At 63.4% G+C, this 12,994-nt stretch carries 11 protein-coding genes; 7 read left to right on the forward strand and 4 right to left on the reverse strand.

The window, feature by feature from the left end; all coding sequences use genetic code 11:
* The first annotated feature begins 41 nt into the window (after positions 1-41).
* A complete protein-coding gene (locus tag ACFUOZ_RS05730) occupies positions 42-620 on the forward strand; it encodes a GNAT family N-acetyltransferase (RefSeq protein ID WP_377545646.1) in 579 nt (192 codons plus the stop codon).
* On the opposite strand, the gene ACFUOZ_RS05735 is transcribed toward ACFUOZ_RS05730, so the two are convergent.
* Both ACFUOZ_RS05735 and ACFUOZ_RS05740 read right to left on the reverse strand, forming a co-directional pair.
* The gene (locus ACFUOZ_RS05735) at positions 613-2,151 is read right to left on the reverse strand and encodes a putative bifunctional diguanylate cyclase/phosphodiesterase (protein WP_377545989.1); all 1,539 of its coding nucleotides are present in this window, start codon (positions 2,149-2,151) and stop codon (positions 613-615) included. The two genes, ACFUOZ_RS05730 and ACFUOZ_RS05735, sit on opposite strands and share 8 nt — an antisense overlap.
* Before the next feature lie 17 nt (positions 2,152-2,168).
* A complete protein-coding gene (locus ACFUOZ_RS05740; RefSeq protein WP_377545648.1) occupies positions 2,169-3,221 on the reverse strand; it encodes a hypothetical protein in 1,053 nt (350 codons plus the stop codon).
* Positions 3,222-3,327: 106 nt separating this feature from the next.
* Between ACFUOZ_RS05740 and ACFUOZ_RS05745 the strand changes: the two genes are divergently transcribed.
* Complete coding sequence (locus ACFUOZ_RS05745) at positions 3,328-3,498, forward strand: hypothetical protein (protein WP_162239598.1); 171 nt, start codon at positions 3,328-3,330, stop codon at positions 3,496-3,498.
* A gap of 157 nt (positions 3,499-3,655) precedes the next feature.
* Here ACFUOZ_RS05745 and ACFUOZ_RS05750 read toward each other — a convergent pair whose 3' ends face one another.
* Positions 3,656-5,296, reverse strand: a complete 1,641-nt coding sequence (locus ACFUOZ_RS05750) for an ATP-binding protein (RefSeq protein ID WP_377545651.1) — start codon at positions 5,294-5,296, stop codon at positions 3,656-3,658.
* A 204-nt stretch (positions 5,297-5,500) separates the two neighbouring features.
* Between ACFUOZ_RS05750 and ACFUOZ_RS05755 the strand changes: the two genes are divergently transcribed.
* Positions 5,501-5,884: an STAS/SEC14 domain-containing protein gene (locus ACFUOZ_RS05755; protein ID WP_377545653.1), complete on the forward strand. Its 384-nt coding sequence runs from the start codon at positions 5,501-5,503 to the stop codon at positions 5,882-5,884.
* A 19-nt stretch (positions 5,885-5,903) separates the two neighbouring features.
* Positions 5,904-6,716 (forward strand): class I SAM-dependent methyltransferase, encoded by an 813-nt coding sequence (locus ACFUOZ_RS05760; protein ID WP_377545655.1) that lies wholly within the window; start codon positions 5,904-5,906, stop codon positions 6,714-6,716.
* Positions 6,717-6,786: 70 nt separating this feature from the next.
* On the opposite strand, the gene ACFUOZ_RS05765 is transcribed toward ACFUOZ_RS05760, so the two are convergent.
* Positions 6,787-9,006: a S9 family peptidase gene (locus ACFUOZ_RS05765; protein WP_377545657.1), complete on the reverse strand. Its 2,220-nt coding sequence runs from the start codon at positions 9,004-9,006 to the stop codon at positions 6,787-6,789.
* Positions 9,007-9,199: 193 nt separating this feature from the next.
* On the opposite strand from ACFUOZ_RS05765, the gene ACFUOZ_RS05770 reads away from it, so the two are divergent.
* Genes ACFUOZ_RS05770 through ACFUOZ_RS05780 form a run of 3 tightly spaced genes read left to right on the forward strand, consistent with a single transcriptional unit; the run spans position 9,200 to position 12,964 of the window.
* Complete coding sequence (locus ACFUOZ_RS05770; protein ID WP_377545659.1) at positions 9,200-9,997, forward strand: glycosyltransferase; 798 nt, start codon at positions 9,200-9,202, stop codon at positions 9,995-9,997.
* Complete coding sequence (locus ACFUOZ_RS05775) at positions 9,994-11,436, forward strand: glycosyltransferase family 4 protein (protein ID WP_377545661.1); 1,443 nt, start codon at positions 9,994-9,996, stop codon at positions 11,434-11,436. Before ACFUOZ_RS05770 ends, ACFUOZ_RS05775 begins: the two co-directional genes overlap by 4 nt.
* A complete protein-coding gene (locus tag ACFUOZ_RS05780; RefSeq protein WP_377545663.1) occupies positions 11,426-12,964 on the forward strand; it encodes a lipopolysaccharide biosynthesis protein in 1,539 nt (512 codons plus the stop codon). The genes ACFUOZ_RS05775 and ACFUOZ_RS05780 overlap by 11 nt, the downstream gene beginning before the upstream one ends.
* Positions 12,965-12,994 lie beyond the last annotated feature (30 nt).

Consider the following 12,994-nt stretch of genomic DNA (forward strand, 5'->3'; position numbering starts at 1 on the left):
GACTGGGCCACGATTCGTCCAGGCCTAGTAGCCTCAAGTGCATGCCCGAAATTGAGCTCCCGATTGTCACAGACCGCCTGATCCTGCGCCGCTTCGAAGTCGATGACCTGGAACGTTTCCACGGATACCAGTCCCTCCCCGAAACTGCGCGGTTCCTGTTCCGCCACGAATTGACCAAGACCAAGTCCATGGAAGTCCTGGGCCGCTACGCCAACTTCGAATTCAACCAGGAGGGGGACTGGGTTTGCCTGGCCATCGAGCGCCAGGACCAGCCCGGCCTGATCGGCGAGGTAGTGCTGAAGTGGCTCGAGGGTACCGGGCAGGCTGAGCTGGGCTGGATTCTGCACCCGGATGCACGTGGCCACGGCTACGCCACCGAAGCGGCCGAGGCAGTCCTCCGTCTCGCTTTTGAGCACTTGTCCTTCCATCGCGTCGACGCCAAGCTGGATGCCCTCAACGAGGGTTCGGCCGCCATTTGCCAGCGGTTGGGCATGCGCCTGGAGGCGACCCTGGTGGATAACTGGCACTACAAGGGTCAGTGGGCCACCGAGAACATTTACGCCATCCTGGACTCCGAGTGGCGCAACCGGCACCGCCCCTGGACCCGCAGCGTCAGCTGACCGGCCATGCCTTGTGATGCTTCAGCTGTTCCGTTAGCTGGGCCGCCGCCAAGGGCCTGCTGAAGTAGTAGCCCTGGCCGCTGGTGCAGCCTATGCTCAACAGGTACTCGGCCTGCTCCGCGGTCTCGATGCCTTCCCACACCGCGTTCAATCCGCATGCCTTGATGAGCTGCAGCACCGCGGCAAGCAGGGCAGGTTGCGATGGATCGCTTCCCAAGGCTGAAAGCAGCGTACGGTCAACCTTGACCGTGTCCACAGGCAGTTGCCGCAGGTAGCTGATGGACGAATATCCTGTGCCGAAGTCGTCGATCTCCAGCCCAACCCCCAGGCGGCGCAGGCTGTTCAACGTGTAACGGTCCAAGTCGTTGCCCTGGATCACCGCGCTCTCGGTCAGCTCCAGGACCAGAAGCGATGGGTCGAGCCCGGCGCCGGACAAGGCCTCCCGCACGTCCTCGACGAACTCGAGCCGCTGCAGGTCCGCGGCCGAAACATTGATGCGCATGCTGAAGTGGTGGCTCGCCGTCAGGGGGTCGGTGCGCCATTGCTTCAATTGCTCGACGGCGGTGCGGAGCACCCAGCCGCCCAAATCGGAGATCATTCCCGTTTCCTCGGCGATGGGGATGAATTCGTCGGGCATGATAAGTCCGCGGACCGGGTGGTTCCAGCGGACCAAGGCCTCAACGCCTTCAATCTCCCGCGAGTCGAGCCTGATGATGGGCTGGTAGTAGAGCACCAGCTGGGATCCTGCGATTGCCTCTTTGAGTTCGCCCACCAGTTGGTTCCGCATTTGACGGGCGTGCAGCATCTCGGGCTCGAAGAGCTTGAGTTTGCCACGGCCGTCGGCTTTGGACTCATACATGGCGATGTCCGCTTCCATCATGAGTTCCTCGGCGTTTTGGCCGGGATCGGCCATTCGGAGTCCAAGACTGGCGCCGCACCGCAAGTGCTGGCCATCGATCTCCATCGGCTCAACCACTTCAGCCAGGATGCGGTTGCCGATGACCGCAGCCTCACTCGGAGCCACCCCGGGGATCAGGACGGCGAATTCGTCGCCGCCCATTCTTGCCACCATGTCCTGGTCCCGGACGGCGCCGCTGATACGGCGCGCAATGATCTCAAGGACTTTGTCGCCGATCGTATGGCCAAGGGAGTCGTTGATGGCCTTGAAGCCGTCCATGTCCAGCAACAGGATGGCCGCCCGCTTCTTTCCCTCCACTCCTTTGTTTTGCGCTTCGCTGAGGGCTGCGGAGAACGCCGATCGGTTGCTCAGGCCAGTCAGGGGGTCGGTCATGGCCATGCGCCGCATTGCCAGGTGCGCTTCGTTGAGCTGCTGGGTACGGGCCTGTACCCTCTGTTCGAGCTCTTCGTAGACGATTTGGAGATCTTCGGCCAGGAGGTTGGTGCCCATGATGACGGCGTCAATTTCGTCGCGCGCATCGGAGAGCTCGATCCGGGTGGTCAGGTCCCCTGCAGCGAGCCGGACGATGCCCTCAAGGAGCTGCCCCAGGCGGGGGTCGTTCCCGGAGTACATGCTTGCCTCGGCCACGTTCACACCCCGCGAGGTCCGTCCTGCAGCCCAACAACCTGCTGCAGGTACTCGCGAACGGCCGCACTTCGCTCAGGCAAGGCGGCCTGGTCAAAGAGTTTGGCAGCGACGTCGCAAGCAGCCAGGCCTTCCTCGGTCCGGTCCGAATCCAGCAGAGCCCGGGCCAGTAGGAAATGTGCTTCGGCTGCAGTCTGAGTGGCCAGCACAGACGAGCGTGCACTTAACGGCTCAAGGATGGCCAGTGCTTCCTGCATATCGCCGATGAGGAAATTCCAGTGGGCCCGGACCAACGACATCTCCAAGTGGTCGCGTTCGGAACCGCCCACAATATCCGTGGCGAGTTCTGCCCGTTCGATGCAGCGCAAGGTGGCGGCGTCGTCGAGCTTTGCCTGGAGGCGCATCTCTGCCGAGGCGCGGTTGAAGCGGGCCCAGAGGTCGACGTCTTTCGACGGCGAGAGCCGTTCCGCGGCCAGGTCGTGGTACCGGCCGCCGTCGCTCACGCGATCGGCGAGGAAGGCCACGTTTCCGATCACCCAGTAGCCTTTGCCCGCTGTGTCCTCGTCGACGTCGTCTGTGATCAGCGTTTCCAGTACCAGGCATTCGCGCCATGCGTCGTCCAGTAGCCGGCTTTCGGCCAAGGCGGCGATCAAGGCCCGCTGGGCCAGGATCTGGACATACACCAGGTCGGAGTCCAAGGAGGCGAGCTTGGCAGCATCGGCAGCGGTGGCGGCGGCCTCAGCGAGCCGTCCCAAGCCTTGGAACGCTACGGCCACCATTGTTCCGGCCTTGGCGCCGAGTTCGGGGGATGACGCAGTGAAGCTGTGTTCCTTGAGCTCTGTGGCCAGTTTCAGGAATTCCTCGATCCGTCCTTGATCGCGGAGGGATTCGGCCTGGAGATACAGCATGTTCCACCAGGATTGCTCGTCCCCGGCGGCAGAAGCCAGCCCGGCAGCTGCACCGGCCAGCCGAAAGGCCTCGTCAAAGTCCCGTTCCTTCCATTTGGCACGCGCCGCAAGGCCGGCCACAAGGTGCGCGGCGAGGTGGGGACTATTCATGTGCCCATTATCCATGTCATTGCCGAAGAAAAGCTCGTATAGTTTGCCCCGTGACTTTATTCAAGTCACAACCAACAATTCGCATCAGTACGAAAGGGCATAGCGGATGAAAAAATTTGCGGCAACCCTGCTCATGGCAGCGGTTCTGGCAGTCACGGGATTCGCTGCTCCGGCAAACGCCGAGCCTTCCCAGGACAGCACGGCAATCGGCTGGTGGCCGAACAGCACCACCACTACCAAGACGAACACCACCAGCATCGGGTGGTGGCCGAACTAAACATTGGGGGCGCCTCTCGAGGCCACTTGACATGAAATTGATGCCCCGGGCCGCTGCCCGGGGCATCAATTTTTGTTTCAAATTGTGTCGCGCATTAGTGACTTCCCCGATGAGGCCGGGGGTGGGCATTGACAGGCCTGTCACAAGCACCCGAAGCCTACGGTCCGCCCACAGGCAGCTCCACGGACACTGTGGTCCCGGAGCCAAGTGTGGAGTCAAAGACCATGCGGCCCATATGCCGGCTGATGATGTCGTGGGCTATCGCCAGGCCCAGTCCACTGCCTGGAACGGCCGCCGAGGTGGCATTCGAAGCGCGGTAGAAGCGGGTCAGGATGTGCGGGAGATCGTGCTCCGGAATGCCCAGGCCGTTATCGGCGATCTTCACCAGCGCTGCCTTGCCGCCATCCTGGGATGAGGACACCGCGCTGCTGATGCCCACCCGTCCGCCTTCGGGTGTGAACTTGATGGCGTTGGCCACGATATTGGTAAAGACTTGTTCCAGCTTTGCCTCATCGGCGGTGACTTCGATGTCCTCAGGGCTTTCCGTTACGGAAACGGAGACGTGGCGGGACTCTGCCAGCGGGCGCAGCGTAGCCACCACCACCTGGAGGAGCTTGGCAATGTCCACGGGCTTGAGGTCGAGGTTGCTGCCGTCCTGCATCGACACAGTCAGCATGTCCTCGATGAGCTTGCGCAGGCGGCTGGAGTTGCGGGCGATGACGTCCAGCATCTTGTTGATGCCCTCGGGAACGGGCCCGCCCGAACCGTCCTGGATCATGTCCAGGTAGGCCGTGATGGACGTCAGCGGCGTGCGCAATTCGTGGTTTACGGTAGCCAGGAAGTCAGTCTTGGCCTTGTCCAGCTGGCGCAGCTGGTGGAGGACCCGTTGCTGTGCGCTGATGAGGTGGCCCTGGATCAGTCCGTGTGCCACGTTGCCGGCCACGTGCTGCAGGAGGGCGATTTCGGCCCTGGTCCAGTCGTGGCGCTGCTCCACGGTGGACAGGAGGATGATGCCCATGGCGGATGCGCCTTCGCCTACCGGCAGAAGCACGGTGGAGACGGGATTGAGTTCGCTGGACCACGCCTTCAGGGCCTTGGCGATCTCCGATCCGGGATCGTCCCGGTGGTCCGTCACGGCCAGGACATCGGCTGCTGTCCAGAGTTTGTTGGCCACCTCAATAATGGTGCTGCCACTGTCTCCGAGTCGGGCCGGGAGCAGCGGCAGGCCGTCGCGGCTCCACTGGGCGCGGATGCTGGGGACCCGTTCGTCCTGGAACGTCGCGAACCACACGTGGTCTGCGCCGAGGGCTTCGCCGAAACCGTGGACAACACGATCTGCGATCTGCTGGGGGTCATTGGTTTCGCGAACCGCCGATGAGACGCTCCTCAGGCTTTCGCGCAAGGCCTCAACCTCGCCACGGGAGCGCTCCCGTTCCGAGGACCGGCGAATCAGCGTGTGCACCCTGTGGACGATTTCCCCGCTGCGCACCGGGCCAATGGCGTAGTCGGAGACACGCCAGGAATCCACGGCCTTGACGTCAACAACCTCGTCTTCGTGGAGGAGCAACAGTACCGGAACCCCGGGGCTGCGGAGCGATCGGCCAAGTGCGCTGCCGGCCACTATCACTGCGGGCCTATGTCGCTGGAGCTCCAAGGCCAGTTCTTGGGCATCCGCCGCACGGAATACCTCGAAGCCTGCAGCGCTCAATGCCTCCGCCGTGACGGTCAGGCGGTCCGCCTCTGAATCCGCAACAACGGCGGAAAGGGATCGCTGTACGTCGGCGCCGTTCTGGCCCACTGAGCCCCCTCCCTCTCAACCACCAACCATGGAAATTCCGGATGTGGCAACACCCTATCAGCGGCATGACGCGGTGCGGGCGCCCCGAAGAAAATGCGCCGGATGAGTCGCCAGTCACGGCTTTACTTTGTTCGCTGGTTTCGACAGCCTTGGAGAAGCACGGCAGGACCGTTGTCATCGGTCGTGAACCGCAGGAGGAGCATAATGGACAACCCCACTGCACCGCAGGACCACCAGCAGGTGATGTTTCAATTGGACCTCGAAGAGTCCGGAATTTTGCGCCTGACCTGGCCCCGCGGCGCCCGGATCAAGGAAGCGGACGCGCAACGCGCCATGGACCGGGTTAACGAGCTGTGCGGGACCGAACGCCATCCCATGATCGTGGACATGGCCACGACGGACGACGTCAGCCGGGGTGCCAGATCGGTCTTCGCGAAACCGTGCCAAGCCAACCGGATAGCCCTCTGGGGCTCCTCGCCGGTAGACAGGGTCATCGCCAACTTCTTCCTTGGCATCATGAAGCCGCCGTGTCCCACCAAATTCTTCACCTCCGAAACAGAAGCGCTGGAGTGGCTGGGCCAAAGCTGAGGCCCCTTATATTTGGAGAATGTTGTCTGCGCTGAGGAAGTACCTGCTGATCCCACGCCTCATCAGGCTCTCCTCCGCCGCGCCCAAGGACCCACGCACCGCGTGGGACCAATATTGGGGCAACGTGCGCTCTACGGGTGCCACCGGCGACGTCTTGTGGGACTCGGGAAGCGACCACGAATTGAACGGCTACCTCCCCAAGCTGGGGCACATGGATCCATCGCTGCCCATAGTGGACGTTGGGTGTGGCAACGGCAGCTTTACCCGACTCCTCGCGGAACATTTCCCTCTGGCCTTGGGGCTCGACTACTCTGCCAACGCGGTGGAACGTGCGCGCTTGGAGTCCGCGGATATCCCGACGACGGCCTTCGCGGTCTGCGACATGACGGCGCCTGACGCCCCTGGGACCGTTGCGAAAGCCCTGGCCGATGCCGGCTGGACGGGCGACGCCAACGTCTTTATCCGCGGCGTGCTGCACGTACTGGACCGCCGCGGACGTGCGGCCATGGCAGCGAACCTGCTGCCCGTCGTCGGACGCCGTGGCGGAGTGTTCCTGGCCGAGACCAATTTCCGGGGCACGCCGGTGGACTACGTCAGCCATCTCGGCGCCACCCGGAAGTCGATCCCGGCGCCGCTTGAGTGGGCAATCCGTGGCTTGCCGATGCCCGGGCACTTTGGTGCCGCGCAACGCGCCAAGGCGTTCCCGACGTCGGACTGGAACCTTGTGGAGGACGGCGCGACGAACATCGAAACCCGGCCGCTGAGCAACCCCTCGGCCCCCGACATCATCCCCGGCTACTACGCCATCCTCCGCGCCCGCTCACCCAACTGAGTAACAGCAAACGCTCCAATGAGGCCTCATAGCGACGTTTGCTGTTACTCAGTTGGGTGAGGCGGGGCAGCTACTTGAGGCCCGCCCCGGGGAGTAGTTCCGTGGCTCCGAGGGAGTCAGCCACGAACGCGTAATCCCAGGCCCGCTCCCGCCACTGGACGTACCGGCCGGAAGCGCCACCATGGCCGCCGTCCATCTCAATCTTCATGACGATCGGCTCGCTGCCTGTCGATTCCGCACGCAATGCCTGGACCCACTTGGCGGGCTCCACATAAAGAACCCTGGTGTCGTTGAAGGACGTCACCGCGGCGATCTTCGGATAGGCCACCGAGCGCACATTCTCGTACGGCGTATAGGACTTCATGTACGCATAGGCTTCGGGGTCGGTGATGGGATTTCCCCACTCCTCCCACTCCAGGGCCGACAACGGGAGTTCCGGATCCAAGATGGTGGTCAAAGCGTCCACGAACGGGACCTGTGCCACTACGGCCGCGTACTTTTCGGGGGCCAGGTTGGCGATGGCGCCCATGAGCAGGCCGCCCGCCGAGCCGCCCATGGCAGCAATTCGGTCCGGCGAGACCCAGCCGGAGCCTGCCAGCCAGTCAGTGGCGGCGATGAAGTCCGTAAAGGTGTTCTTCTTGGTGAGCTTCTTCCCATCCTCGTACCAGTGCCGGCCGAGTTCGCCACCACCACGGATGTGCGCAATCACCATCACGATTCCGCGGTCCAAAAGCGACAGCCGGGCCACCCCAAAGCCGGGGTCCATGCTCACTTCGTAGGAGCCGTACCCGTACACCAGGCCTGCCCCGGTCCCGTCTTGCTGGACCGAAGCGTGCCGCAGCACTGACAGCGGAACCCGGGTGCCGTCGTCGGCCGTTGCCCACTCACGGGTGGCTGCGTAGTCCGACGACGAGTAGCCGCCCAGCACCGGGCTTTCCTTGCGAAGGAGCAACTCGCCGGCGGGCAGTTCCGAAGTGGGCAGCACGAAGTCGTAGACCCGTGACGGCGTGAAGTACGAGGTGTAGCCAATACGGATAACAGGTGCTTCATAGTCTGAGCCGGAAACACCCGCCGTGTAGAGCTCTTCGTCGAAGGCGGGCTCAACCGGGGCGCCCTGTGCGGCAGTTCCCAGACCCGCGAGCGGCAGCACCTGCACGCGCTCGATCGTGTCCTCCCTGATGGACAGCACCAGGTGCGTGGAGGTGACCCCGGCGCCGTTGACGCGCACCTCCTCGGAATGCTCGACGACGGTGCGCCAGTGCTGCTCGGCGAGCGGCTTGGCCAATTCTTCCGGATCCACCAGGCTCACCATGGAGTTGATGGCGTCCTTGTTGTGGGTGAGCAGGAGGGTTTCGCGGCCGTCGAGGAGGAATGGTTCGGCCTCGTAGAGGATGTGCTCGTCGCGGGAGATGACGGTGGTGAGTCCGGCGTCGGGATCATCGAAGCGGAGCAGGCGTGTTTCGCTGAACTCCGAGCAGCCGATGCTGAGCACCAGGTGCCGGCGATCGGAGGCGAGGTCGAAGCCCAGCCACATGGCGACGTCGTCCTCCTGGTAAAGCACCTCATCCTCGGCGACGGGCGTGCCCAGGATGTGCGACTTCACCTGGTAGGGACGCCAGGAATCATCAACCACTGTGTAGAAAAGGCGGGTGCCATCGGGGGAGAAGGCCACCCCGTAGAAGATGTTCTCGATGACATCCGGCAGGAGTTCGCCGGTACGGAGGTCCTTGATGCGAAGAGTGAAACGCTCATCGCCGGCGTTGTCGACGGCGTAGGCGTAGAGATTGCCATCCATGGTCACGGCTGCGCCGCCCACGCTGAAGAACGGCTGGCCTTCAGCTTCGACATTGCCGTCCAGGAGCACTTCCTCGCCGTCGATAGCGACACCCGGCTCAACGGCCGGCGGCGTCCAATCCGCTACACGATCGCCGGTATCCTGCGCACGGACACGGCATTGGATGCTGTACTCCTTGCCTTCCACCGAGCGGCTGTAATACCACCAGCCGTCCTTGCGCCCGGGCACGGACAGGTCCGTTTCCTGGGTGCGGCCTTTGATCTCCTGGAAGATGGCTTCACGCAACGGCTCCTGATGGGCAGTCACGGCCTCCTGGTAGGCGTTTTCAGCCTTCAAGTGCTCCACAACTTCCGGAGATTCCTTCTCCCGGAGCCACTCGTAGTGGTCCACAAAAACGTCTCCGTGGTGCTCGCGGCGACTGGGAACGCGCTTGGCTACAGGCGGCTCCAGGGCGCTTTCCGGGGCGGCGGAGGATGCAGAAGAAGTGTGGCTCATGGGGCCACTCTATAGAGGCGCTCGGACACCAAACCATAAATTTCGCTCACAGCGCCTGGCGGCGCCCTGCGAGCTGATCGTCGGCTGTGACTTGAAACTACAACTCTGAATTGGCGTCATGAGTTGTGCCGACCCCTCACTCCTTCTATTGCGAGCACGATTTCGTACGGTGCCCGGACAGTTGGAGGTTCAGATGGTCACGTTTTATCCACAGGGTGTTGTGCCGGGCAGGAAGGGAATGTCCCCTGCCCGCCAGTGCTCCGAATCCATGCGAAGGTCCCTCGTGGATCTGGAAGTCATCATTCCCGCCTACAACGAGGCCTCAAGAATCCCGGGAACCCTTCGGCAAACCATGGAATTCCTGGCTGACCAGCCCTGGTCTTCGCGCATCGTTGTGGTGGACAACGGCAGTGTGGATGAGACCGCTGCCGTGGTCCGCCGGATCTCCCGCGAGCAGCGTGACGGAGTGCCGGTATCGGTCGTGGGTTGCGCACGCCGTGGCAAGGGTGCGGCAGTCAGAAGGGGCCTCCTCAGCGGAACATCCAAGTTCACCGGGTTCTTCGACGCCGACCTCGCCACCCCGCTGGAAACCCTCACCAAGACGATGGCCCACCTCTCACGCGGCGCAGCGGCCGTCATCGCCTCGCGCCACGCTCCCGGTTCCACCTTCGTCCGTCCCCAGCACCTCGGCCGCAGGGTGGGTGGCACCGCGTTCCGGGTGTTGACCCGCTCCAAGGTCAAGGGGATCCAGGACACCCAGTGCGGCTTCAAGTTCTTTGAGCGGGATGCGCTCACCGCTGCGATGGTGCAGTGCCGCAGTACGGGCTTCGCCTTCGACGTCGAACTCCTCCTGCGGCTCCAGGACAACAAATCCAGCATCATCGAAATCCCGGTGGCATGGACGGACGGATCGGAGTCAACCTTCCGCCCGTTCCAGGATGGCGTGGCCAGCTTTGCCTCAGTGCTGCAACTTCAGAAAGCGATGCCATGACCTTCGTCCTGCCCGACCTCAACGCTCCCGGCAAGCTGGCCGGCAAGCGTGTACTGGTGCTGAACTGGCGCGATGTCCAGCACTCCCTCGCAGGCGGTGCCGAGCAGTACATGCACCAAATATCCAGGAGGTGGGTTGAGAACGGCGTCAAAGTCACGTGGTTTACGGGTCGCGACGCCGGTCAGTCGCCTGAGGAGCTCATCGACGGTATCCGGATACTCCGGGGAGGTGGCCCGCTGTCCATCTACGGGAGGACTGCGTTGCGGCTTCTGCGCAGTAACGGCCGGTTCGACGCCGTTGTGGACTGCCAGAACGGGATCCCATTCTTTTCCCCGCTGTTTCTCCCCAAGGACGTTCCGATTGTCCAGGTGGTGCACCACGTCCACCAGGATCAGTTCCGCACACGCTTTTCTCCACCCATGGCAGCTGTCGGCCGCTTCCTGGAAAACACGGGAGCCAAACGGGTCTACGGCCAGCGGGCCATCGTGGCAGTGTCACCTTCCACGAGGCTGGAACTGCGGAAACTGGGCTTCGCTGGTCCCGTTCACGTGGTGCCCAACGGCACGATAGATATCCCCGGAAAAGTGGCGAGCCGAACGTCTGCGCCGAGCATCGCCGTCGTCAGTCGTCTGGTACCGCACAAACGGTTGGACCTCCTGCTGGGGCAGTTCGCTGTTGCTGTACGCAGCGTTCCACAGTTGACGATGGACATCGTCGGAGACGGTCCGGAACGGGCAAGGCTTCAGCAGCTCGCCATGGACCTGGGCCTCGGTCACGCCGTGACGTTCCACGGCTATCAACCCAATGACATCCGGGACCTCATACTCGGCAGGGCTTGGCTGACGGCGTCCACGTCCGCCTCCGAGGGGTGGGGCTGCTCTGTCATCGAAGCAGCCGCATGGGGAGTTCCCTGCGTGGCCCTTCGCGTGCCAGGCATACGGGATTCCGTTGTGCATGGCAGGACTGGCTGGTTGGTGGAGGACCCGCGGGAGTTCGGCGGTGCCCTGACCGAGGCCATTACGGAGTTGTCGCAGGCCGGCGTCGCCGCAAACATCGCGGCCCAGTGCCGGGAATGGGCCCGCTGTTTCACCTGGGAACGCAGCACCAGGTTGCTCACGGGGGTACTGCTCGAGGAGGGCAGGTTGCGAAGGGAATGCGGGGATCCCCTGGCGGGCCATTCCGATCTCTCCACGCTTGTGAGGTTCGAATTGCCCGACGGCGCGCCACTGCGGTCCATCCTGCGGCCTACGGATGAAGTGGCCCTCATGGACGACGGGCATGTGGCTGTGTTGATGAAGGGACGCGATGAATTCGAGGCTTTCGCAGCCCTTCAGAACATCGGAGTATCCACTGCCGAACTGCGCCACGCAGGCCGAAACGCCCTCCTGGCGGGTCCGGGAAGCATGCTTACTCCTGCTGATGCCATCGATGGCCAGTAGCAGCAAACGCAAGGACAGGGCCCCCGAACACCACTCAAAAGTAGCCCGCAACAGTGGCTTTCTCGCCATCTCCGCAGGAGTTGTCGGCGCGGTCAGCTACGCCTGCACTCTCTTGATGGCCAGCATGCTTGAAACCACGCAATACACTCACTTTGCCGCTGCCGCCATGATCCTGGGAGTGGTTGGAATTGTTGCCAATGCCTTGGTTCCGCTTCCCCTCTCGCATGTCGTTGCCGTTCACCCGGAGGGCAGCGAGGAGCGGCGGAACGGCATGGCCTTCTCGGTGTACGTTTCCGCTCTTTCCGGTCTTGCCGCAGCGATCATCACTGGCGGCGTGACACTGGCGCTGGCTGGTCCTGCCTTGGCTGCCCCCGTTGCGCTGGCAGCGCTTGGGATTTTCGTGGCGAATGCACCTTCCGGGTGGCTGCAGGGTGAGCTCCGTTTTACTTGGTATGCGTTGTCCACCATCGGCGAGGTTGGCCTCAGGTTCGTTTTCAGCCTGTTGGTGATCTGGATGGCCTGGGGTGCCGGAGGAGCGGTTCTGGGCTTCGTCGCCGGGTGCTTGGCGCCGTTGGTAGTCCCGTGGTCGTTCTACCGTGACCTCCGATGGCGGCCGGGCGTGCTGCTGGAGAAATGGCGATGGTCAGAGACAGGCGATATCGCGCTGGTTCTCTGCGTGGTCTCGGTTCTGGTGGGCGTCGACGTTGTGGTGGTGGGCTTTCTCGACGGCGGTTCCACCGCTGCTGCCGGCTTCCAGGCACTCGCCACGATCGCCAAGGGGCCCGTCTACGTTGCCGTCGGGACGGCGTTGGTGGCATTTCCCCTGCTTCGCAGTCGCGAAGCCAAGACTGCTGAGGTGCTCGGCGCATCGTTTGCTTCCTTTGGGCAACTCGCAGTGGTGGCCTTCGCCATCATCGCCACTGCGCCGCCGCTGATGGCTGGAATGCTTATTCCAGAGAAATATCACGGCTCCCTGGGGCTCTTGCCGTGGCTGGCGGCCTCTGGCCTTGGCTATGCGGTCCTCATGGTGCTCTCCACGGTCCTTCTGGCGATGCGTGCTTATCGCCGCTGCCAACTCGGCCTGGCGTGTGCCTGCCTGCTGGTAGTCGGCGGGCTATGGGCTGGTTGGGAGACGAACGCTGTGGACGGCATGGCCATGGGTTCCGCCGTCGGCGCGGTGACGGCGGGGCTGGTCATGGCAGTCCTGGCGCGCCCGGTGCTGGCCGCGGCCGCGTCCACGCCGGGAAAGGGAACGGGCCGGTTCGTCATTCCGGCGGCCGCCCTGGTCGTGGTCCTCGCGGCGGCGGCCCAGGTGCAGCCCTTGCTTTGGCTTGCCATTGCCATGATCAGCGGCGTTACCGTACTTGCCCACCAGCGCGGCTTGCTGCCGCGCAGGAACGACTTCAAGCTTCGACGACGACGACCGCCGGGTGCCGCCGTCGACTTGCGTACCGGGCGGCGGTCCATGGCACCTCAGGCAAAGGCAAGCGGTCGAGTGCAGTCCAACGAATACGGAGCGGAGCGATAGATGAGAGTCCTGCATTTAGGGTTCGAGGAT

It is taken from the genome of Paenarthrobacter sp. NPDC057355 (genome assembly GCF_042667405.1).
Taxonomy (GTDB): domain Bacteria; phylum Actinomycetota; class Actinomycetes; order Actinomycetales; family Micrococcaceae; genus Arthrobacter.